Here is a 24580-nt window from a genome sequence, read left to right on the forward strand (position 1 = left end):
TTCCACGAATATTCACAGTCCTGCCCGCTGTCACACTCAACAGGCGACTCCTGCTGAGTACACCTCTGATTCTCACTTACGGATCAGTGATCAGCGTGTTCCAAATCCGTTTCGACGACCGTTACAGGAAATTCAAATGGTGAAGGAAAATCGGTGTCCCGGTTGGTGACCACCTGATGAACCAGCTGGCTGCTGATTGCGGCACCCGGCAGTATCAACAATGTAATCAGCGGAATACCGCACCACCGATTGAATATGCTGGAACTTCCGACCAGCTGCAGCAGTCCCGCGGCCAGACTCACCACAAGTGCCAGACTGACGGCTGCTGCCGTGACTGTCCATGTGCGCCGAGTCTGCACTGACCGCTTCACGTGCCGAACAGCCTGGTCTTTCAAATTTTCCGGAAATTCAATCAGAGCAGCTGTTCTAAACATGCGTTTCGGACCGCTGCCGAGTGAAATCGGGACTTCTTCAGAAAATCGATCCACGATGCTCGCTCCAACCGCGTTGTCCCCCATGGAAAAGGTGTTCTGTTCCAATAGAAATTCCGAAGCTTCTGAATCCACCTCACTCATCGCCTCTTCCAGCAGTACTCGGGCGATTTCAGCAGCCAACTGTGCCTGGGCCTGGTCCTGAGTCTCTTCAAATTCACTTCTGACTACGATTCGGGTGTCCGTCATGTCCTCCAGCCATGAAGGTCGTTCCATTTCGGACGGTGCACCAATCGACACTCCCGATGTCTCCGGAAAGCCGACAGTCGCCGTTACTGTGGCAGCGGGGACTGTCAGCCGGAACATCGCGGTGACCAGTGCATGGAAACCGGACAAGGCTTCACTCCGGGATCCAGGGAGGGCATCGAACCGCAGCAGCTCTAAAAGCACACCACAACTTCGGTTGTGACGGACAACGGTTCCTTCCGTCCCGAGTAAACTTTCGAGAGTTGCTGCAGATGAAGCTGACAAAATCCTATTGTTACATTCAGTCAGCTCAACAGGGAGCGTCAGGGGATCGGGCGGAATGTCTGCGGCTGCAACCAACCTTCGATCCACGCCCGCCGGTCTTTGTCCGACAGCTGCCGCCGGGCCGGGAAACAGCACTGAATCATCATTTACAGCGGCACGGTGTTTCATTGCCATTTGTGGAGGTAACATCGTTTGAGATTCACAGCGATTTGTCATCATCAAACACAGGCCGAAAACCACAACGCCCAGTACAGACATGACAGGTCCGGCGGACCACAAAGCTAAAGCAGGAACTCGACCGCGTGCGATAATCTGACGAGCAGCAACTGCGGTGACGCTGATGATCAAAATGGCGATAACCCTTGACATAAGTTTCACTTCTGAATCACTGCGGCCGCATCCTATTCGATTTCAGCGCCCGCTGGTTACGTAACCACTCCCATTTCAATTGAGGCGTTTACTCGGCACAGTTATTGATGGTGACGTGACTGGAGGATGTTCGCCCAAATGCACCGACCTGTGGTGTCTGGAACGCAGACGGACCGGAAGTCTTGTGAATCAGGTCTCTTTGAGACGGTGGCGTCCATGCTGCAGAAAGTTGAATGACTGCCGAGATTGCCAGCGCCCATGTGGCACCCAGGGCACCAGGAAACTGCAGCAGTCCGGCAACGACCACACCTGCGAGCAGCGTCATCAGAGCGCTTGAGATACGAAACCGTGATTTTCGAAAACTATCGGCCTGCCACCACCATCGACGAACCGCGAACAGAATTCCAAAGAACATCATGAACGCAGAAAACGTCGGGTAGCCGCTGCCGTCTGCCAGATGAATTCGGCCGACAACCCGGGACTCACCTACCGAATCGGAAACATGAAACAGCGGATCCCCTGAAAGCATCAGATAGTTCTGTAGTCCGGCTGCCAGAAATCCAACTCCCAGACCAAGCACCCCCTGTGTCACACGCCGGACGAACACTTCTCCGGACCGGCCTTCACGAAGTTTCGACGGAATCAGCAGCGCCCACGCGGCCAACATCGTTACGCTTCCAAAAAACACAGCATGAACAGGCTCATGCAGGAGACTTGTGATCTGGTAGACCGCAAGAGTCACCAGGATAGTTGCTGCCGCAGAGATGGACAGTGAATTAGCAAGATCGGAAATTCGCTGACGTCGGGAGATGATGCGTGGAGTTGCGGGATTCAAGCCAACAAACATTCGTCTGCCGCGATAATGTCGACGGACCGTAGACGACTGACCGGAGGCCCTTTCGGAAACAGCATTAACGACTTCCGGTTGCGGTTCAGGTACGGATTCCCCCTTTGCGATTTTTGAAAGATCCTCGCTCCTGATCGATCCGGGTGATTCCGGTCTCCACGGATAACGAACGGCCAGGTATCCGGCGTAGGCGACAATGCCCAGAAATGCGCCAAACGTAACAAAGCCCAGAACTCTTGCTTCCAGTAAAATTTGCAGCAGCATGACAGCAAGGATGCCACCAACAATCCATTTCGCCGGAGCTGGAACTTTTGTCCAGTAGCCCGCTAAGTCCGCCGTAGTCACCGGTTGTGGATCTGTCTGTACCGAATTGCCGGTAACAACAGTGGACTTTGGTTGACTCACCGGGCTTAGCGGAGGCAGCCCGGATCCCAATTCCAACACGGAGTCCGCAGGATTCTTCAAGGCGACTGCGTCACGAAATCGTCGTTCCAGTTCTTCGACGTCCTGGATCCGCAGTTCCGGATCCTTTTCCAGCGCAGCTAAAATGACCGTTTGCAGACGTTCCGGGAGGTCGGACAGTTCCGGCTCAGCCGTCATATGCTTCATCAGAATTTCAGCCGTGGTTTCCCCCTCGAACGGAACCTGCCCCGTCAGCATCTCCACCAGAATGATTCCGAGAGCATAAACGTCGACTTCGCGTCCGTATCGACCGCGACACACTTCGGGAGCCATATAGTAAACCGTGCCGACACTCTGCGTCTGGGCACTGCGGTGTGATTCCGAAATATACTTGGAAAGCCCGACATCTCCGATTTTAACAGTGTCCTGATCGCGGAATACATTCGCCGGTTTGAGATCCCGGTGCACGAGACCTCGATCGTGCAGAAAACTGAGTCCGGCTGTCATTCCGGACAACCATCCCAGAACCTGATCAATCGACATTCCGTCCGGATATCGCTGCAGTTCGTCGTAGAGCCCCCGACCTGCGATGTATTCCATCACAATCCAGTGGTCCCCGTCCCGATCCATACGAATGTCAAAGATCGTCACCAGGTTCTGATGCTTGAGGTTGAGACACTGAGATACACCGCGAAGCTCCACTTCCAGATTGTTGTGCAGCAGCTTCAGAGCGACTTCTTTCCCGGAATCGCTCAACGCATAGTAAACTTCTCCAAAACCTCCGCGATGGATCGCACGTTTAATGGTGTACCCGTCAAGCGGACTGGCTTCGGGACCAAAGGTGAATTTCATGGATTCGGATCCGCTGTACCACCAGAAGTGATTTGGGTTCCCGGAACTGGAATTATGTAAAACACAGGCTGAGCCTGACCGGTTTAACGGACAATCGGACTCAGTGGATCTGTTCAATTCGAAATCTCAGGTCTTTTCCGTCAACAACGGATCCGTGCTCAAGGCGAACCGAATCCGACGGCGGTCTGCCATCGACCTTCAATGAAAGTGATGATCGACACCGCAACGATCCATCCAGGACATAAAACACAACCACGTCCGGCCAGTCCGGACAGAAGATATGCTGCTCACGTCCGGGACCAAGCAGACAATGGTCGACCATCAGAACAATGCCGTCAACGCTGTGTACAGGTCGATGATTGCTTTCAAAATCGAGGACCGCAGTGGAACTCAACACACTGGGGAGCCGGAATCCAAGCTTAACCCGGTCGCCCAGACGCAGCTGATCACCACTCCGCAGAATGGTTGCAGAATTAACGGTTCGGCCGGACACACTGGTCCCGTGTCTGGCGATTACCTGCCAGTTTTCTTCCACGCAGTGAAGGGTCGCATGTTGGCGGGAAATATTGGCCTGCAGAGTGATATCTGCAGATTTGCCTTCACATGTGGGAGCCCCAATCGAAAACGAATGTCCCACGTAAAGCTGCCAGGCACCGACTCCGTCGATCCAGAGCATGTAACATTGAATGCAACCGTTCGACACAACGCATTTCCCTGAATTTACCGCTTTTGCTGACCCGATTTTTGTACCGAACCGCCATCGTCCGATTCCGACATACGGTCGAATGTTCGCTGTGCTGTTATTGATGAACTTCGACATGGTGACGTATTGGATAACAGGTTACGACTCTGTGGATTTTTTACGATCGGATCGATCTGCAGACTCAAACCCGCTGCACAGAATTCAATAACCTGAACCGTCGAATCCTTTCCGTAATCCGGATGCCGACGTCGCACACCACAGCAGTTCAGCCCCGAAATCCGAACTCTTCCTCGCGCGTATCGAACATAAATCATCATGAGTACAAAAATGGCCCCGGACTTTCAGCTGTCGCGCTGTGTCCGGAGCGGCGTGTGTCCGGGTCGGTTTTCTGTGACGTTCGTATCATCGGCGGCTCTGTCACAGGTTGTCGACGGATGTCAGGTTGGTAAGACATTCCAAATCAACCGACAGACCAAAGTGTCGATCGATTTCACCAATAACATCTGTCTGCGGAATCACTGGCTCTTCAACCGGAATTCGCCCCAGAACATGCCCTTCGGTTTCCAGCAGAGCTTCCCGAACATCCATGTCATGGTTGAGTTCCCGAAGCTGTTCTTCGACCCGACTGAGGTGTGTATCGTCCACTTCAAGCGAATTGACTGTCTCTGTGGCCTGAATCTGCTTCAGTCGAGCTTCGGCCTGTGAGACCTTAACCGCCAGATCCTGTTTGCGCGACATCATTGAATCCAGGCTCGTCCGGTTGGCATTGAGCGTTTCTTTGGTTGCAGCCAGAATCTTGAGGTCGCGATCCAGTGACGCCTCCAGTAGCTGATAGGCACTAAATCGCTCAACAAGATCTGATGCCACTTCATGTCTGGTGTACGAAACCTGACGGTAAGTGAACTGGTCCTGACCGGAATCAAGATCCGATCGCAAAGCCAGAATCGAAGCCTTCTGGCTGTTCAGCTGATTTTGTTTTTCGGTAATGTCGGTCTGCATATTTCGGATGTCGACAACCTGTTCTGCCACAATTTTCATGTGCTGTCGAATCTCGGGCATCAGACTATCGACCTGATCGCGGATACTGTCGAGCTTGAATTCCGATTCGATTTCTGAACGAACGGTTTCCCGTACATTCCCCCAAAATGTGCGGGCGTAGCTGCAGGCATCTGTTCCAAGAAGCACCACACTTCCAATTCCCAGTAGTACTGCAGTTGCAAGTGATTTTCTAATCATCTCAGTCCCCTTCCGTTTCACACGCTGAATGATTTGCTCGTTTGAGCAGACATAGAAAGTGATTCGCCGGCGGACCGATTTTCCTGGACGATTCCACAGAAAATTGAAAAGAAATCGAGCGGCCCGAATCTCAGTAAACCGGAACCCCGAAAAGGTTTCCGAACTTCCCCGAACCGTGATTCGCTTCAACAACACAATTCCTGGCCGAATTTTTGAACCAGGAGAAAAACTTCACGTTTTTGTAGACGTTCGTCCTGCCGCAAACGGAACCGTGAGCCGCGCGACCGCAACAATTCGGTCCCTGTCAGCTGATCAATATTCGACGGATATCAGGGCCCGCAGGAATCGGCGTCGAAGTAAATAAGGAAACGCAGTTTATGATCGCAACACTTCAACAGCCGAACACCACTCAAAAACACAATGCTCCACCGGTCAAAGGCCGCCGAAATTAATCGTCAGCCGCAGTTGAGAACGACATCTGCCGAAGGAACAGAGGCCGTAAATCAAAAAAGAACGCTTCAACGAATCGCACCTCCGGCCAAGATTCCGCCTCCGCAGGTGAAAACGATGGATAAACGCCGTTTCACATTCGGTTTGCTGCTGAGCTCGTCCGGCGTACGTGTTTTACTTTTCATAGCCGCGAGAAGTTGTGTCACCCCGGAAATCGTGGTTGGTTGTCGCTGCCCACAGTCACAGTGACAGCGATCACGGCAGTCATCATGCCGGGTGGAGGATTCGGCATGATGACTGCTGCATCTGCGGGCCTCGACGAGGGAGAATTCGAACGGTTGATGACCGCCGGTAATATTTCGAACGTCTGCCGGGAGCGTTCGCGATCATCGTCCGGCTCCACTGACACCCAGTAACGGCCCTATGTACCAGCAGGCAGCAGCGGTCAGTAATGGAATACCTACCAGATTGAGAACCACCCCGTACCGCGCCATCTGACCGGCAGTGATCCGTCCTGAACCAAAAACGATAGCGTTGGGTGCAGTGGCTATGGGCAGCATAAACGCACAGCTTGTTGCCAGCGTTGCCGGAATCAGCAGCAGCCGCGAATCCATGTCCAGCTGCTCACTGATGATTAACAACGACGGTAACACAGTACTGATTGTCGCCACGTTACTGGTGACTTCGGTCAGGAATGTCATCATCAGACAAATCACAGCGATGACCAGCCACGTCGACTGCCCCTGCAAAGGCCCCTGAAGAGCCTGTCCGAGCCAGCTTGCGAGTCCTGACACATCGTCAGAAAAGCCACCTGCAAGAGCTAACCCTCCACCGAACAGGAGAATGATTTCCCATGGCATCCTGACAGCCGTTTCCCAGTTCATAAGAGGCACGCGACGTCCGAATTCGTCACGAGTTCCGGAAGGGATGAAGAACATCATTACCGCCAGAGCAATCGCAACAGTGGCGTCTGATGCAAATTTTTCTGTGTGAACTGAACTAGAAAAATCGTCACTGCGTCCCAGCAGCTGAAACCACGAGTCCAGCAATGACGACCACCCCGGTACCAGTGTCCAGTTCCCAAATTCCAGCGGCTGTCTGAGTACCCACAGTACTGCAACTCCTGCGAACACAGCAAGCATGCGTACTTCTGCAGCAGTAATTGGGCCCAGCGCTTTGAGACGTCGCGTCAGTTCGCGACCCAGTTCAGCCTCACTGCTGCGTTCGCGTTTCAGAGACCACGTCAGAACCAGCCAGACAATTCCGAAATAAACCACTCCAACCGGAATCGCTGCCATCATCCACCGAGTCACTGACAGTTCCGGAGCCTCCGGCAGTCGAGTCTGATAGATGGCAACGGCCGCAGTGTTGGTCGGCGTTCCCACGATAGTCGTCATTCCGCCAAGGCTCGCGGCGTAAGCGATCCCCAGCAACATCGGCAGGGCCAGTTGCGTGGACATGGATTTTGTACGATTTGACTCTGAATCCGTACGGCTGCTGTCGACCGTTCGGAGCAGGGCCAGTGCAATCGGAACCATCATCAGTGTTGTGGCTGTGTTACTGATCCACATCGACAGCGCTGCCGTGGCGATCATCATCCCAAGAACCAGCTGCCGGGGCCTGACCCCCACGCGGTTCACGATATGCAGGGCGATTCGACGATGGACATGCCACCGTTCCAATCCCAGGGCTATGATAAATCCACCGATAAACAGGAACTGCATGTCACTGACAAACGCCCGACTGACTTCTTTGGCCGACTGAATTCCGAGCAGGGGAAACAGTACAAGCGGCAGCAGACTGGTCGCAGCCATAGGCACAATCTGACTGACCCATAACCCTGCCATGAGAAACGTAACAGCAACCATACGCCAGGCTTCCGGCGACATGGCCGTTGTCACGCCGTCTGGCCCGGTCAGAGCTGGAGCAGGAGCCAGCAGAATCAGCACAAAGCCGGTCAGCAGTGAAGCCAGAACCACTCCCCGAGGAATTTTCCAGGTTGTTGATGATGCAGCCGGCAAGTCATTCACCGTGGTTTATTCCGGCAGTCCGATATTCAGCGGCTGTAAATCTTCGGGAACAAAACGCCCGTCGCGCCGAATGATTTCTCCATCGAACCGAATTTCACCTCCACCGTAATCAGACCGCTGAATCAGTACAAGGTCCCAGTGGACTCGACTTCGGTTGCCGTTATCCGCTTCGTCATAGGCATTACCAGGAGTGAAATGAAATGAACCGCCGATCTTTTCGTCGAATAGTGTGTCCAGCATCGGATGCAGAATTCGATTGTTGGTCCCGAGTGACCATTCACCGACATAGCGAGCGCCTTCGTCTGTGTCGAGAATACGGTTGAGTCGCTCGGAATCGTTGCTGCAGTTGGCAGTGACAATCCGCCCATCCTTCAGTTCAAACTCAATTCCATCAAAGACCACTCCCTGATATCGAGATTTCGTATTGAACCTGATCGTACCGTTGACACTGTCACGAACCGGAGCTGTGAAGCATTCACCGTCGGGAATATTGCATTCACCGGAGCAGGGCACGACCGGAATATTCTCAATTGAGAATGTGAGATCCGTTCCAGGCGCGGTGATCCGAACTTCCCGGGCATCCTCCATTCGAACCACCAGTGGTTTCAGATCTTCTGCCATACGAGCATAATCAGCCGTGCACACCTCGAAGTAAAAGTCCTCGAACTGCTGCGTACTTTGTTGAGCCGCCTGGGCCATAGAGGATGTCGGATAGCGCAGCACCACCCATCGCGTACCGGGCACTCGGATGTCGATGTGGACCGGCTGCCACCAGTGTTTGGTATACAGTTCCATTTTTTCCGGAGAGACATCAGACATTTCTTCGGAATTTGCTGTGCCGCGAATACCGATATAAGCGTCGGCCAGCTTCATCGCGTCGGCCTCCAGTTGCCCTGCCAACGTCATCGACTCAACTGTCGCAGAGCGATACAGACTGCGAAGCACAGAGTTATTTTTCCAAATCACCAGCGGAATCGCACCACGTGCCGTGGCTTCCTCAATCAATCGGCAGACGAGACCGGGTTCGGGCAGGTCAAATGCTTCGATGATGACCTTCTGTCCGGCTTTCAGCCGACAACTGTGGTCGATCAGCGTTGTGGCAAGCCGACTTATCCGTGGATCCTGCATTTCCAACCTCTACAACGGCGGCAGACAGATCGAATCCGAATAATAATAGTAACCGCTGTGCCGCAGCGACAATCGATTCGTCCAACTGAAGCCAGGGATTGTGCGTAGAGATGATCCTGCGGCAGAAACGGAGGGTCTTGTGATGCGACCTGCTGTAGCATCCGGTATGGTTCTCCTGCATTTCCATCCGCAGCTCCCTTTCACACTGACCAGGCACATTTGTGATTCGTATCGTCTACGTGATTCCCACACTGGATCAGTCCGGTGCCGAACGCCAACTGACTCTGCTGGCTACGGGCCTGCCTCGTGACGAATATGAACCCCATGTGATTGCTTTAAATCGGGGGGGACACTATGCACAGGTGATGCGGGATCACGGAATTCCGGTCCATGTACTCGGAAAACGATTCCGATTCGATCCACTGACCTGGTTCCGCCTTCACTCACGACTGAAAGCGATCCGGCCGCACATCATCCAGTCCTGTATTTTTGCTGCCAATTCATACGTCAGACTGCCAGGTGTTCGTCCCGCAGGCTCTCAGTTGATTGTTTCTGAGCGGTGCGTGGACAGCTGGAAAAGCGACTGGCAAAAGTCTCTTGACGTAAAACTCTCCGGGCGTATGGATGTGATGACAGCCAACTCACAGAGTGTTGCGGATTTCTATCGCGACGAAATCGGTATCGCAGCGAACGTCCTGCACGTCATCCCGAACGGTGTCGCTGAACTGCCGGCAGCAGAACCAGGCAGACTGCATCGGGAAATCGGTGTCTCAGACGACTATCGACTGATTGGGTTCGCAGGGCGTCTGGCTCCACAGAAGAATCTCCGCGATCTTATATGGGCGTTTCACCTGCTCAAACAGGCGGTTACAGTTCCCCTTGGACTGGTGCTCATCGGTGACGGCCCGCAGCGTGACAGTCTGGCAAAATTTGCCACGGATCTGGGCAGACGCGACCAGGTATTTTTTACGGGCCATCGTGATGATGCTGCCAGCCTGATTCCGAACCTGGCCATGTTTTGTCTGCCCAGCGCTTTTGAAGGAATGTCGAACAGTCTGATGGAAGCAATGGCCTGTGGACTGCCCTGTGTGGTCAGTGACATCTCTCCAAATCGGGAACTCATTCAACACGAACAAAACGGTCTGGTGTTTCCGGTGGGCGACACCACGTTGCTGGCAAAGACCATGTTGCGATGTCTCGACGACCAGGATCACTGCAGTCAGCTTGGACAGACAGCCAGGGAAACGATTTCACGAGAGTACAGTGTGATGGCCCTCGTGCAGCGTCATCAGGATCTCTACCAGCGACTTGTTGAGAACTCGCAGCGAGGTTCCGCAATCTTCTCGGAGGACCGATAGCGTGTGTGGAATTGCAGGAGCTGTCTGGTGGAACTCAGCCGCAGAAATCAAACGCCCCGTCCTGGAGCAGATGACGGATGCAATTCGCCATCGTGGTCCGGATGCCGATGGACATTTCTTTACCGGTAGCGGAACGCCGTCATCGACGGGAGTCGCACTCGGACACCGTCGACTGTCCATCATCGACGTCGGTGGCAGTGTTCAGCCCATGGGCAACGAAGATGGCAGTATTCAAATCGTGTTCAACGGAGAGATCTACAATTATTGCGAACTTCGACAGCAACTGACCGGTTCTCATCAGTTCCGCACCGACGGCGATACCGAGGTAATTGTCCACCTTTATGAACAGTTTGGTCTGGATTTTGTAAAGCACCTGCGCGGCATGTTTGCCCTGGCGATTTGGGACAACAACCAACAGCGTCTGGTGCTTGCACGCGACCGCGCAGGACAAAAGCCTCTCTTTTACCGCAGAGACCATGATCGATTTGTTTTCGCCAGCGAACTCAAAGCGTTGCTGCAGATTCCTGGAATCTCTCGTGAACTGGACCGCCACAGTGTCCTTGAGTTTCTGACGTTGCAGTATGTCCCGGCACCTCGTTCGATACTGAAAGGTTATCGTCGACTTCCGCCCGCCCATATCGCCGTCGTGCAGCACGGCGAATACCGTGAATGGTCCTACTGGTCTGCTCCGTATGACCAGCCGCAATTCAGCCGCAATTCAGTCGCCGACTGGAAGGACGAACTCCGTTCTGAACTCACTGAAGCAGTTCGGCTGAGACTTCGCAGTGACGTGCCGCTCGGAGCATTTCTGTCCGGCGGAGTTGATTCCACAGTGATCTGTGGTTTGATGCAGTCGCAACTCGACCAGCCCGTAAAAACATTCTCGATCGGATTTCCGGTCAAGGCATTTGATGAGCGTGCTTACGCCCGGCAAACAGCGGAGATGCTCAACACGGACCATCATGAATCAGTGGTGGCACCGGATGCAATGGAGATGCTGCCACAATTGATCTGGCACTATGACGAACCATTCGGTGACAGCAGCGCAATTCCAACGATGTATCTGTCGCGAATGACCAGAGAGCACGTCACGGTAGCACTCACTGGTGATGCCGGCGACGAACTGTTCTGCGGCTATGATCGTTATCGAGCCGTTCGGATTGCCGGACGGCTCGATATGATTCCCGGTCCGGTCCGCAATCTGCTGAGCATGGTTGCCGGACTACTCCCGTCTAACGTACGTCAAAAATCATTTCGAAGGCGGCTCAAACGATTACTGGAAACCCTGACTCAGGACCCGGAACGCCGATATCTCAACTGGATCAGTATTTTTAATCACGACAAGCTGCTCGAACTGGTAAGCGAAGAGCTGCGCGGACTCACTGAACTCCAGGACCCGGCTCAGCACATCTTCGATTCCTATCGCCTTTGTCCCGATCGTGATTTTGTGACCCGGACCACTGCGACTGATCTGGTGTCCTACCTGCCCGGAGATCTGCTGACCAAAGTCGACATTGCCAGCATGTCCACCAGTCTGGAATGCCGCAGCCCGATGCTGGATCACAAGGTGATTGAGCTTGCGGCCCGAATGCCTCTGGAAGTCAAGCAGTCAATGAATCAGGGAAAACGAGTTCTGATCGAAACGTTTGCGGATCTGATTCCTCAGGATATTCAGTCCCGCCCAAAAATGGGATTCGGAGTGCCAATCGATCACTGGTTCAGAAATGAGCTCAAAGAACTGCTGTATGACGTGCTGCTCAGTCAGAAGGCAACAGATCGCGGCCTTCTGCAGCGACATGTTGTCCGGCGATTAATTGACGAACACGTCACCGGCGTGTTTGATCATGCTTATCGTTTATGGAATCTGCTGTGTCTGGAACTTTGGCAGTGCATGTATCTTGATGAAACGCCACCGATGTCCGCACCGAGTTCGCTGTAACCCGCAGGCATGGATCCCTGGACCTCAAGCATCACGAACCGGACTTCCGGAAAATCTCACCAGTGATGTCTCCAGTCAGTGACCGCGAAAGTTTGCCGTGTCGGGAATTATCCAAACATTAAAAACCTCTTGGGCAAAGACTCTGGGCGGACGCCAGTTCTGGAGCGACGTCAGTTTCTTTCGAGGCTGGCGGATCCAGGAAAATGCATTCTCGGATCACTACCGGCTGCTGGATCCTGACAACCATCGGTACGCGTCCGGCAGTCTTGAACAATGCAGTACGATTCTGAAGACTGTCCGTGAAAAAAATCAATTGCCGCAAATGAGCGGTCACGCCGTTATTCTTGTACATGGCCTGATTCGCAGCTCGCGTTCCTTTGATTCTTTGGCCCGCAGGCTGCAGACGCATAACTTCACAATCGTGCCTTTCGACTATCCCAGTACTCGCCGGTCGATCCCCGATGCCGCCGACTGCCTGTCCCGGGTGATTAAGTCACTCGAAGGGATCAAATCAATCGATCTCGTGGTTCACAGCCTGGGCGGTCTGGTGCTGCGATATTACCTGCGGGACCGTTGTGATGACAGAATTCGTCGAGCAGTACTTCTCGGCGTTCCCAATCACGGTGCACAAATAGCGGACCGATTCCACAAAAACGTGTTTTACCGAATGCTGTACGGACCGGCCGGACAACAGCTGACGTCTGAAGAAAGCGGCCTGATTGCCGGTCTTCCGGCCCCCAACTTCGAATTCGGAGTGATCGCCGGAGGACGAGGCCGCGTCCGGGGTTTCAATCCTCTGTTGCGAGGTGACAATGACTCGACGGTCACGGTTCGCAGTGCGCGTCTGACGGGAGCAGCCGATTTTATGCTACAGCCCGTGATTCATTCGTTTCTGATGTCCGACAGACGCTGTGTACAGGCAATCGCTTCATTTCTGGAATACGGAAAGTTTGATCCGGACCGGGAACCTCAGCCGATCATGTAGTCTCTGCACGCAACTGCAGCCCTGTTCCGGACGCGATCCCCCGGCCACAACGCATCGGAATCGGAATACGTGTCCAGGGTTCCGCCTTCTGCTTTATCAGATCCAAGTCAGGTTCGCCGTTCAACTTCGCAGTGAGATTCAGATCCACACAAATCGCTGAATAAACTCCCAGACATCGCCGAACAGAACATACCCCAGCGCCTGTTTCCCGCAGGCCACTTTTGCCGTCGCCTCGCCTCCGATCCGCTGAAACGGCAATTCGGATTTATCGATGTCGACCTGTATCTGAACCACCACCTCAGAATCGTATTTTACTTCAGATCGTGATGCGATATCGGCACGGTTCAGATGCCCGCTGAACGTTCCTGACGCATCCGTTGCAAGGACATATTCTACGTCGAGCGACTTTCCTTCGCTGGAACCGGCTGCTCTCAGGAGATGTCCCATCCGGTGTTCCGGCATTCGAAGCTCCAGGACCCAGTCTTTGGTGTCATCCATAATTTCCAAAAGATGTTCGCCACGGGTGACCGGACGATCTCGAAGCTTTTCATCCAGCTGATAGGTTGCCACAACTCCATCGATGGGAGCCGTCACACGAAGCGAATCCTCACGCTGTCTCAGAATGGTAATTTGTTTCTTGAGTCCGTTGATTTGCAGACGAATCTCAGCCAGTTCACCTTTCAGCTGTACGGTGTCTTCATCTGTTGGTCCACGGGCTGCGTTGGTGATCTTCGACCGAAGTGTGAGCACCTGCTGCTGCTTTTCGTTCAGGTCATCTTCAGCGGCCACCAGTTCGGCATGGAGTTGATCATTGCGAATCCTGAGCACTTCGTCTCCCTGAGAAACCCGCTGACCATTGTTCACACTAACAGCCAGAACAACCCCGTCCCATGGCGCAAAAATGTGACGCTGGGTTTCCGGCATAATCCGTCCCTCAGCTTCAACCCGATATTCCCAGGGGACGACGACCAGGGCCACAGCAACGGCCATGATCAGCCCCAGTATCAGCAGAGTTTTTGCCAGCGTCCGCCCCCGGAAGTAATTCAGGCCTTTCCCCAGCAGTCGTCGGGTGGGAAGTAAGAATATCTGCTGCTGAGATAACGAATTCGCCAGTGCTGCACCGGCAGCGTCAGCGACGACCTGAATGCGATGTTCACGATCAGGTTCCAGCCGGCTTTGCCGAAACTGCTCAACCAGCAGACAGCCGACGACGCGCCGAATCGGCTCGCTGCGCGGGTCGTTGTCTTCTCCCGGACGTCGTGATGCGGGCGCATACAGAGGAATGGCAAGCATCAATTTTGCTGCTGAAAGCTCGACATGATGCGACAGCGTTTCAAGAAGATGAGGAGTCACCTCAGATCGGTCGGCTCGAAACTCGATAATCTCCCCAACAGACACACATTCCCTGGCAATCTGTAACAGAGACCTGACCTGCTCCGATCGTCTGTTCACCAGATCCTGACCGGCAACCGCAGCAATCGTGGTTTTCCTGCCATGCAGTACAGCGATCGACAGTCGATCACAGCGAAGCAGCTGACGACCGTCGTTGACTGCCACTTCCGCAACTTCTGAAGTCACCAGTGAACGATGAATGTTGTAGCTAAATTCTTCGAACTCCGGCCAGAACGGGTCGTCGACTGGTGTTTGCCGTTTTCCGGATTCACCTGCATTTCTTTCGGTCTGCCGCAATCGTGATTCCAGCTCCTGTCGGCGTTCCTGCAGTGCAGAATCCGAAGTGCCGGAAGGCTGAATATATTCAAGCACCCCGTACAGCACCCCCTGATGATGTACAGGCAGGGCCAGAATGGAACGGTCAGCCCACGGGTCACTTTCGCCGGCATCCGTATGATGCAACACGACGTCATTGGTGGCCGCCGACTGCAGCACGTGAGCAACCTGGTGTGTATCGCGCCCGACAATTGCCTGCCGCAACTGTGCGTTTCCACACATTCCCTGCGGAACCAGTCTGTCGGAATCCGCCGGAATGACCCAGAGGACTCCCGCCTCAGCAGAAAGCGTCTCAAGCCCTGATTGCAGAAACTGTTGCCATAATCGTTGCGGCGGTAAACCCTCGTCCGGCAAAGCATCAGGAATTGCCTTGACGTCGGGATCAGCGTAGCTAGTTTCTTTAACGTCGGACATAAACCCGGAACTACGCAGAAAAAAACGAACGAACACCAGTCGTGAAACAGCAGCAGAGACCGCTAATTCATCTTTTCCCAAACATCGACCCTGTCAAGTCTTTGATCCTGCTCTGAGGAATTTCTGTCCTAGATCTGCTGCCGATAATCGCATCTGCAGCCTGGCGCGATTGAAGTTAATACGTTTTTTACGGGTTAGAACGCGAAATTCGTCGAATTAACGAATGACGGGAGACAATCCTTGAGGTACTCATCCATTGCGATTGTTTTGACGGTTGCAGGCATATTCGTACACCCTGAATCCGATACGTTTGCTGAGAACAGTCCGGCAGTCACAAGCATCCCTGAATGCCAGATTCTTTTGGTCGATCACCCCCTGCTGGCCAGCGGACAGAGTGGAATTGTTGCCCGTGTTTACGTGCGCGAAGGGGACCGGATCACGAAAGGACAGCTGCTGGCTGAACTGGATGCGTCAGTTCCAAAGGCAACACTGGCTGTGGCGACCAAACAAACCGAAAACGATGTCAACATACGTTACGCACAGGCCGCTGCAGATGTAGCTCTTGCAGAATACGAGGCTGCGCAGGAATCGAACAGAATCCAGCCAAATACATTTCGGCGGATCGAAATGCGAAAGCTGAGACTGGAAGAAGAACGCAGCCGACTGGAGACAGAAGTATCGATTCACGAATTCGAATTGAATGAGCTTCGTCGTGATGAAGCCGCCGCACTGGTCAGAAGCTACAGAATAGTGGCTCCGATAGACGGAGTCGTTTCGGGTGTGTTCAAGTCCCCCGGAGAAGCAGTGCAGGTCGGCGAAGCCATGCTGCAGTGCCACAGTACTGAAAAAGTCCATATTGAGGCGTTTGTTGAAATTCCAGTACTGCGTTCCCTGAAGAAGGGACAACAGGTCAACATTATTCCGGAAATCCCCAATCCGGCGATCGATTCCGAAAAACCAAATGTTAAGGGCACCGTGTTTTTCATTGGCGTCCTGGCAGAAGTCAATACGGTTCGGGTTTTGGTGGAAGTTGATAATCAGAATGGCCTTTTACTGGCGGGAACGGACGCTGTTATCGAAGTTCCGGTCGACTGAACGTCCAAACGTGTCTGAAAAACACAGCGTGAATCAGGTTCCGGCATGTCATTGATGACGCAAAACATGCAGCCGACAATGCGGCGATCGATTCCGCTGTGTATGCGTAACGATCTGAAAATGTCATCGATGCAGTTTCGGGGACGTCCCTACTGGACTGTCAAAGATCCGGTTTCACTGCGGTACCATCGACTGAGAGAGGAACAGTATCTGCTGCTGACGCTGCTTGACGGAAAACGCACACTGGAAGAACTGCAAAGGATTCTGCAGCAGAAATTCCCTTACGCACACTGGGGTCTGACGGATCTTCAAAGTCTCGTCAGTGACCTTCATGAAAAACGACTGGTTGTCAGTCAGCGCAGGGGGCAGGCCGAAGGCATCAACAGACAGCGACAGAAAACCCAACGACAAAAACTGTTTTCTGCAACAATGAGTCTGTTGTTTCTGCGTTTGCCCGGTGTCTATCCCGAACCGTTTCTGAGACGCGGTTATCCCTGGATCCGCTGGATCTTTCATCCCCTGGCAATTCTGACCGTGATCGGCATTGTCGTGTCTGCCATGGGGCTGCTGGCGATTAACTTCCATGTGGCGATGCGACAAATGCCGGAATTCCAGCAGTTCTTTGGATGGCCAAATCTTCTCTACCTGTCAATGACAATCGCGGTGGTCAAGGTCTTTCATGAACTTGGACACGGTTTTACCTGCCACCATTGCGGAGCCGAGTCACACTCAATTGGTGTGATGCTGCTCGTCTTCAGCCCGACGCTTTACTGCGACGTCACAGACAGCTGGATGCTGCCCGGCAAATGGCAGCGGATCGCAATCGCTGCTGCGGGCATCTATGTGGAAGTATTTCTGTCGGCAATCGCATTATTCTGCTGGTGGTATACCGAACCCGGATTGCTGCATCATCTGGCACTGAATGTGTTCTTCGTCACATCAGTCAGTACAGTCATCATTAATATGAATCCACTCATGCGGTTCGATGGATATTATTTACTGAGTGATTTCCTGGAGATCCCCAATCTGCAACAGCGGTCATCACAGGCAGTCCTCAACTGGATAGGATGGAACTGCTTTGGCATTGAACCTCGACCCGATCCGTTTGAACCGGAGCGAGGCAAAGCGTGGCTGATGTCGTTCGCAGCTGGTTCCGGGATCTATCGCGGTTTCGTGATGGTCGGGATCGGAATATTTCTTTACACGGTGCTGAAGCCGTATCGGCTGCAAAATCTGGGAGTGATGCTGAGTGTATTTTCTATCAGCATGATGGTGGGACAGTTTCTGTATCGGGTGGTGACGATGGTACGAGTTCCACGGTCAAAACAATTAAGCCGCAAACGAATGGCAGTATCAGCTCTTGTCGTGGCAACAGTCGTCCTGGCTGTCTCTCAAATTCCGGTTCCCCTGTACATTCAGGCTGCTGTCATGATCCAGCCGCACGATGTGAAACACATATATACAAAGACGGCAGGAACACTCCGTGAAATTCGCGTACAGTCAGGTGACCAGGTCCGTCAGGATCAGGTCCTGGCGACTCTGACCAGTCCGGAACTGGACGATCGTTTGCGGGAACTGGAAGTGGAGATTGCAGTTCAGAGACAGCGCAGACGCAACGCTGTGATTCAGCGTGACCCGGCTCAAAAGCAGCTCGCTGAGAATGCTCTTGCCAGCAGGCTCGATCAACAGCGTGAAGCTCTTCAGCAACATGAGCGATTGATCCTAAAATCCCCCGTCAGTGGAGCCATTGTTTCAGCAGAAGTCCAGCCAAAGGAGCAAAAACCCAGCGACGATCACTCTCTGGAGCAATGGTACGGAAATCCACTGGAAACCCACAATCTCGGAGCCTTACTGCTTCCGAACACTCACCTGTGCAGCATTGCCCCGAATGACCGCCTGGAAGCGGTATTGTTCATTGACCAGTCCGATCGTAACGATCTGCAGCCGGGGCACCCGGTCCGTATCAAATTTGATCACCTGCCGAACCAGGTCTACGAAGGCGATGTGACTGACCTGTCTGCACAGGCTGTTGCCTATGTGCCTTCCATTCTTTCCAACAAGACAGGTGGCCCACTGCCCACAGTCACAGAAGAAGGACGTGAACGTCTGACCGGCGTTGCATGGAAGGCGCGTGTTATCCTTAATCGTGATTCAGGTCTGTTTGTCAGCGGCCTCCGGGGACGCGCCCGTGTCGTGATCTCCAGTCGTTCCCTGGGCAGCTGGCTGTACCGGTGGATTCGCAAGACCGTTCATTTTCGACTGTAAACAGGACGCCGGTCTTCCGAAGACTTACGCTTCGTCCGACATGGTCACAACCAACCACACCAATGACAGTCTTTGATTCATGCCGGTTTCAGCTGAGTTAACAACAGATCATCGTCCAGAGACCGATGGGGAGCGATTCCGGAGGATTTGAGTCGGGCGTGATAGTCCCGAACAGCTTCATCCGGTGCAATAAGCCCGTCCGCCAGTGCACGCAGGACGGTGACAAATTCCAGCTGATCTTCAGCCATATTGATTTTACGTCCGAACAGTGCAGCTCGTGCGCCGTATTTTTTTGCTTCCCAAAGCATCCGAAAAGCGTCATGCGTTGTCCCCGATGGTCCCCCCAGGATGCCAGGAATCAGGCGTGGATCGTAATGGGTAAGCTGTTCCATTGCCGCCGGACCAAAATACGGCATCTTCAGAAAAAGCGGACGGGCCGACTGCGTCACTCCGGCCAGACAACGTGCGATGCAGTCATTCACGAATCGGGGAATGTCGTCGGGAGTCCTGTTGCCTGTTGCATTTGGAGCAAACACTTCGAGAAAATGACGAAATTTCTTTTGTTCGGCTTCGATTCGAAATTCACGATATTTTTCCGCGGTTTCCAGATCGAGATCCCGATCATTATTAAAAGTCACGGAATACAGACCGAGGTCCGCACCGGTCTGAAGCTCATCGGACGGACATTCGATCCGCCCACACTGGATCTGCTCAATCGTGGCCGAACGAAAGGCACGTGACGGTTCACTGCCGTAACTACCGCTCATTCCAAGCCAGACGTCCGTGGAATCATTGGCACGCACTGCCGGAGTGACAGAACTGTCATCGAACTGCCGTTCGATAATCGTCAGCTGTTCACTGGTGCTGGCACTCATCAGCATGATATCCACAAGACCCTGCGCGGTAATCCGGCGCATGGACTCACGGTACTGCTCCAGACTCTGAAACGGAAACTGATCCTGGTCATTGCCTGTGTTCATTCCAGGAGCTCCGATACCAAAGCCCATGTCTCCATCTTTGGCATCTGCCAGAATGAAATCGTCAACCGACGGATCTGCAGCGATTCGGGATAGTTTTTCGTCCAGTGTCTTCTTCATGTCGGGTCAGAACAGGTCGCTCAATGGATTGTGAACAAATTCATACGCGCTTAAATCATCCTACCGGCTGATTATAACCGTGTCGAACGACTACAATTGCCGGCTATAATTGCACTGCTGATTAGGACTGATTTACTTATTCCCGGTGTCCGGAAGGACACGAGATGCCGGATAGACAACCGAAGCAGGCAGGCGAAAGAAACATTCAGACCGATTGCTCAGAAATGCGGAAAACGGTAACTCACATGCACTGGTTGCCGTACAGAATGCTGAGTATGGGATGTTGCCGAATCTGTTTTCCCCGGGTTCCGAAAGATCGTATTCAGTCAGGCTGAACAATTCCGAATCTGATGAACGATAAAATGGCTGAAAAACCCAGGGCAATTGACTGCATTGTCTGCGGAGAAATCTGCGTTGATCTTCCTGTATCCACCGTAGATCGCTCCCGACCATTGATCGAACTCCCCATCGGGCATGTTGATCCCATTCTTCCAGGTTCAGGGGGCATCGTGGCAAACAGCGGTATGGCCATGACCCGTCTTGGACTCAGGACCAGCGCTTTTGGCTGCGTGGGTGATGATCTGTGGGGACGTTTTCTTCGGGAACGTCTGGCCGAAGAAGGTGTTGAGACTTCACATCTGGTCACCATGAAAGGTCGGCCATCGAGTGTTACTGTTGTTGTCGGCGGTGACGACGGAGAACACACTTTTTTATTTCATGCAGGTGCGTCTCAACGCTTCAACCGCAGCATGATCGAGCAGAAATTAGAGGTGTTCAAAGAGTGCCAGTACGCTCTTTTCGGTTACTACGCCCTGATGCCGGCACTGGAAAACGAACTTTCAGATGTCTTCCGACAGCTGCAGGGGACGGGCTGTCAAATCGCAATGGACACGGCGGGTGGAGGTGGCTCCATGACGCCGCTCAACCGAATTCTGCCTCATGTCAATATCTACATTCCCAGCCTGATCGAAGCACAGTCACAAACAAAACAGCGAGATCCCCGATCAATGATCGAATTTTATCGTCGCTATGCTCCAAATGCTCTCCTGGGCATTAAACTGGGTAATCAGGGCGCAATTTTAAGCCCGGCAGATGGCGAATGGATCCATATCGATCCCGTGACACCACCAGGCGTGGTCATTGATACCACCGGTGCCGGCGACTGTTTTTACGCCGGCCTGATCACGGGGCTCGTCCGTGGCAGGTCAATTGAGGAATCCGGCAGACTGGCTGCAGCTGCCGGTGCGTGTTCCGTGACCCAAACTGGTGCTGTCAACGGTCTGGGAGATTTGACATCACTGTTGCAGCTGGCACATGCCTGATCGCGCAGCCGAAACCCGGTTTCCGGGTCCAATTAGTGCTTTAGAACGTCAAATCTATCGAATCAGGAACACTAATTTTACGGATTCCCGGAATCATAAATTAGGGCACCTGGAGTTCCTCGGATAGGACTCTGCACAACGTATATTAACATGTGCGCAGAGTAGCGTGAGTAAATGACGATGGATTGAGCTCATATTGATACTGATCCGGAGTCGGAAGATATTTAATCAACACCTGTATTTCCTAATCTTGGTTGCGTAAACATTGGACTATTGTCCACCGTTCTGCTCGCTTAGGTTTCGAGTTGTTGACTCACCCAGGACTTTTTGCCGGTTGTCTGCCGACAACCGGAATACGTGTTTCCGATGAGCAAGTAAGTTGGTCATTGACCGCCCATACGGAAAACAAAGTTGTCCGAAACAAACAACACGTTCCGCACGCAATCTTCTGATCCTGACGCAACCGCCATCACGGATCCAAACCACATTCTGTACATGAATGCGGTCTCGTCGGAAGACGCTGCCCGTGAAACACAGGCACTCCTCGATGTTCAGTCACGAAATCCGTCGGTCGCACTAGCATTTCGACTTGAAGAAGGAACTCGGCAACTCCTGCGGAAACGCTTATTGATTGTCGGCGCCTGCCTGATCGCCGTGATGACTGTTGTTGCCGTGAGCATGGCGTTAAATCTTGGGTTAATGCCAGGCAGCATCTGGTTCCGAACACTGGCAATTGCCTTTTTAATTTCCCTTATGCTGTTTCTGCGCTTCGCCGGTCATATCTCTGTGGGGTCGTTACGCAGAATCGAACTATTGATAGTGGCCGTGCCTGTTATCGAGATGGTCGTGCTGCAAACATTCAGAACTGAATTCCAGCTACGACTTGACGCACCGGATATGATTCCGGCGATACGAGCAACTGTCGCACTCGTCACCTGCCTGCTCATTGCAATCTACGGGATATTCATACCCGGTACATGGCAACGAACGGCCATTGTCGGCTGCTGTGTTGCCCTGTTGCCGACAGTTGCAGCATTGATTCATATTCGTCTGGACCCGCAACTCCGGCTTTATGATTCATTCAATTACGCAATCCCTACTCTCACCCTTTCGATGGCAGTCGTTGCCGCACTGGGGTCGCATCTTGTCTCTGAATTGAGACGTGACGTGGAAGCCGCCCGCCAGTATGGCCAGTACCGACTCACAGAAGAGATCGGGCGCGGGGGTATGGGCGTTGTCTACCGGGGCGAACACCGATTGCTGAAGCGGCCGGCGGCAATTAAGCTGATCCAGCCTGAATCGGCTGCCGACGAAATCGCAGTTGCGCGGTTTGAACAGGAAGTCCAGCTCTCAGCAACATTGACTCACTGGAATACCGTCCGCATTTTTGACTACGGACGCACCGATCACGGTGACTTCTACTGTGTCATGGAGTTGCTGGAAGGTTTGACCCTGCGAAGTCTGCTGCGGACTCAAAAGAGACTGTCGGTGGAAGAAACACTGCGCATAACGGAACAGTTGTGTGATGGACTTCAGGAAGCACATCGTAAAGGAATGGTGCATCGGGACCTAAAGCCGGCAAACGTATTTCTGGCCGAAACAGGTGGCCTGAGTCAGGTTGTCAAGATTCTTGACTTCGGCGTCGCAACGACGACAACATCCGGCAATTCACCCGACAACACACAACTGATCGGAACCCCCTACTATATGTCTCCCGAACAGATTCGGGGAGAAGTCACAGATATGACCGGGGACATCTACTCCCTTGGCTGTCTTATTTTCGAGTGCATCACAGGAGCCCCTCCATTCACCGCACGGAATGTGAAAGAGGTTTTGTCAGACCACTTAAAAAAAGATCCGCCCATCGATCAGCTTCCGGAATCACCTTCAGGTTTGCGTGATCTCGTCAGAAGATGTCTGGAAAAAGAACCAGCACATCGATTTGCGACGGTAGCGACACTTAGCGACGCCTGCCGAATTCTGTCTGACAGAAACCAGTATCTGCACAGGGTATTCAGCTGAGGTTCAGCGCACCCGGGAACTTAAGTACATCCTACACGGCAGGTGAGAGCCTTGTTCCCCCCAGGCCGCTGCGGTGTCAGTGTTGGCCTGACCCGCGGTCAGGATCCAACGCCTCGCACAGCGTCACCCGAAAAGAGACATCTGTTGATTCGTGGCAGCCCGTAACCGGTGCACAAAGAGCAACCAACTGTCTTTTCTAAAGCCCCTGGAACAGTGCCCTGCCAATTCGAATCATTGTCGCACCTTCCTCAATCGCCACATCGAAGTCACCACTCATACCCATCGACAGTTCCGTCAAGACAGCAGTTGAATCTCTCTGATTCAGTTCCTGTCGCAGTCGTGTGAGCTGCTTAAAGACCGGACGTGCGTCTTCAGACATTTCACTGATCGGTGCCATGGTCATCAGCCCGGTGAGTTTCGTGCAGGGTCCGGCTGTCCGCACAATCGCCTCCCATGAATCCAAAATGCTGTCCGGCTCGAAGCCGGATTTCGAGCTTTCACCGGAAATATTGATCTGAAGCAAAATTTTTACGGAGCAGGCTGACTGCTCAGCCAGCAGACTCAGGCGTTTCAAAAGCTGCAGGGAATCAACTGAATGGATGGTACTGGCATGCAGAACGGCGAGCCGCGCCTTGTTGCGCTGGACCTGACCAATCTGGTGCCACTGAATCTCAGGGAGCTGCGGTTGCCTGTCAGCAAGCTGCTGAGGACGACTTTCACCGAAGCTGGAATGAATTTCGGCAAGCGCCTGAACCCACTCCCATTTGGCATATTTTGTGACCGCAATCAGCTGCACATCATCCGAAGAACGACCGCAGGCGCGACAGATGTCAGAAATTCGAGCGTTGATGGATTCCAGATTCGCTCGGAGTGTTGTCCGGATTTGTTCCAATTCCTGTTTCCTGGTGACTGTCTGACGGAAAGTCTGAATCCAGACCACGATAACGGCCGCGGACCTCGCGGCTGTCCTCCGAAATCGGGTTTCCAGTCTGTTTTTATTAATTCCAGCAACATTCGAACGGCATGATCTGCCGGTTTATGACCATCAGTACTGTAACACCTTGACATCAGCATAGTTAAATCGCTCAGTTCGTCGCCGCCGTACAAATTCAGCGTGGCAATCGATCTTGACCAGTTCTGAAGATACTCATACGTTCCCTGCAGATGCGGTCAGGACAGTAGTTGTCTCATGCTACTTGAAAGAACCAATCGCCCCCGGAAGTAGCTTGAGTCCTCCGCCCCCCCTGGGATTCGCTGCTTCCGGGACATATTGGAAAACCTCTCGTTTTCATCACGAAAACGAGAGGTTTTCTTTATGCGCCCCAATTCACCACATACCCAGAGTTGTGTGTGTGAGTGTGTCAACACCATCCAGC

The 24580-nt window shown here is 53.1% G+C and carries 16 protein-coding genes; 7 read left to right on the forward strand and 9 right to left on the reverse strand.

Annotation, left to right across the window (positions count from 1 at the left end):
• Positions 1 to 83: 83 nt before the first annotated feature.
• From MK110_09565 to MK110_09590, 6 genes are all read right to left on the reverse strand, one after another.
• Positions 84 to 1331, reverse strand: coding sequence for a hypothetical protein (locus MK110_09565; protein MCH2211539.1), 1248 nt, complete (start codon positions 1329 to 1331; stop codon positions 84 to 86).
• Between the two features lie 88 nt (positions 1332 to 1419).
• Positions 1420 to 3432 (reverse strand): serine/threonine protein kinase, encoded by a 2013-nt coding sequence (locus tag MK110_09570; GenBank protein ID MCH2211540.1) that lies wholly within the window; start codon positions 3430 to 3432, stop codon positions 1420 to 1422.
• A gap of 100 nt (positions 3433 to 3532) precedes the next feature.
• On the reverse strand, positions 3533 to 4108 hold the full coding sequence (locus tag MK110_09575; GenBank protein MCH2211541.1) for an FHA domain-containing protein: 576 nt from the start codon (positions 4106 to 4108) through the stop codon (positions 3533 to 3535).
• Between the two features lie 444 nt (positions 4109 to 4552).
• Positions 4553 to 5371, reverse strand: a complete 819-nt coding sequence (locus MK110_09580; protein MCH2211542.1) for a hypothetical protein — start codon at positions 5369 to 5371, stop codon at positions 4553 to 4555.
• A gap of 836 nt (positions 5372 to 6207) precedes the next feature.
• Positions 6208 to 7851 (reverse strand): anion permease, encoded by a 1644-nt coding sequence (locus MK110_09585; protein ID MCH2211543.1) that lies wholly within the window; start codon positions 7849 to 7851, stop codon positions 6208 to 6210.
• Between the two features lie 6 nt (positions 7852 to 7857).
• Positions 7858 to 8979: an aminopeptidase gene (locus MK110_09590; GenBank protein MCH2211544.1), complete on the reverse strand. Its 1122-nt coding sequence runs from the start codon at positions 8977 to 8979 to the stop codon at positions 7858 to 7860.
• Positions 8980 to 9200: 221 nt separating this feature from the next.
• Here MK110_09590 and MK110_09595 point away from each other — a divergent pair, with 221 nt between their 5' ends.
• From MK110_09595 to MK110_09605, 3 genes are all read left to right on the forward strand, one after another.
• Entirely contained in the window at positions 9201 to 10337 is a 1137-nt protein-coding gene (locus tag MK110_09595) for a glycosyltransferase (protein MCH2211545.1), read from the forward strand.
• A 1-nt stretch (position 10338) separates the two neighbouring features.
• Positions 10339 to 12276: an asparagine synthase (glutamine-hydrolyzing) gene (gene asnB, locus MK110_09600; GenBank protein MCH2211546.1), complete on the forward strand. Its 1938-nt coding sequence runs from the start codon at positions 10339 to 10341 to the stop codon at positions 12274 to 12276.
• 97 nt (positions 12277 to 12373) lie between these two features.
• Complete coding sequence (locus MK110_09605; GenBank protein MCH2211547.1) at positions 12374 to 13261, forward strand: alpha/beta fold hydrolase; 888 nt, start codon at positions 12374 to 12376, stop codon at positions 13259 to 13261.
• A 138-nt stretch (positions 13262 to 13399) separates the two neighbouring features.
• Here MK110_09605 and MK110_09610 read toward each other — a convergent pair whose 3' ends face one another.
• The gene (locus MK110_09610; protein MCH2211548.1) at positions 13400 to 15403 is read right to left on the reverse strand and encodes an HlyD family efflux transporter periplasmic adaptor subunit; all 2004 of its coding nucleotides are present in this window, start codon (positions 15401 to 15403) and stop codon (positions 13400 to 13402) included.
• Between the two features lie 240 nt (positions 15404 to 15643).
• Between MK110_09610 and MK110_09615 the strand changes: the two genes are divergently transcribed.
• Positions 15644 to 16498, forward strand: a complete 855-nt coding sequence (locus MK110_09615; protein ID MCH2211549.1) for an efflux RND transporter periplasmic adaptor subunit — start codon at positions 15644 to 15646, stop codon at positions 16496 to 16498.
• A 45-nt stretch (positions 16499 to 16543) separates the two neighbouring features.
• Positions 16544 to 18763: an efflux RND transporter periplasmic adaptor subunit gene (locus MK110_09620; protein MCH2211550.1), complete on the forward strand. Its 2220-nt coding sequence runs from the start codon at positions 16544 to 16546 to the stop codon at positions 18761 to 18763.
• Between the two features lie 77 nt (positions 18764 to 18840).
• On the opposite strand, the gene MK110_09625 is transcribed toward MK110_09620, so the two are convergent.
• The gene (locus MK110_09625; protein MCH2211551.1) at positions 18841 to 19860 is read right to left on the reverse strand and encodes a hypothetical protein; all 1020 of its coding nucleotides are present in this window, start codon (positions 19858 to 19860) and stop codon (positions 18841 to 18843) included.
• A 362-nt stretch (positions 19861 to 20222) separates the two neighbouring features.
• Between MK110_09625 and MK110_09630 the strand changes: the two genes are divergently transcribed.
• Together MK110_09630 and MK110_09635 are read left to right on the forward strand one after the other, a co-directional pair.
• Positions 20223 to 21182: a carbohydrate kinase family protein gene (locus tag MK110_09630; GenBank protein ID MCH2211552.1), complete on the forward strand. Its 960-nt coding sequence runs from the start codon at positions 20223 to 20225 to the stop codon at positions 21180 to 21182.
• A 411-nt stretch (positions 21183 to 21593) separates the two neighbouring features.
• Complete coding sequence (locus MK110_09635) at positions 21594 to 23204, forward strand: serine/threonine protein kinase (protein ID MCH2211553.1); 1611 nt, start codon at positions 21594 to 21596, stop codon at positions 23202 to 23204.
• Between the two features lie 196 nt (positions 23205 to 23400).
• On the opposite strand, the gene MK110_09640 is transcribed toward MK110_09635, so the two are convergent.
• On the reverse strand, positions 23401 to 24096 hold the full coding sequence (locus MK110_09640) for a YggS family pyridoxal phosphate-dependent enzyme (protein MCH2211554.1): 696 nt from the start codon (positions 24094 to 24096) through the stop codon (positions 23401 to 23403).
• Positions 24097 to 24580 lie beyond the last annotated feature (484 nt).

The organism is Fuerstiella sp., from assembly GCA_022447225.1.
GTDB lineage: Bacteria > Planctomycetota > Planctomycetia > Planctomycetales > Planctomycetaceae > S139-18.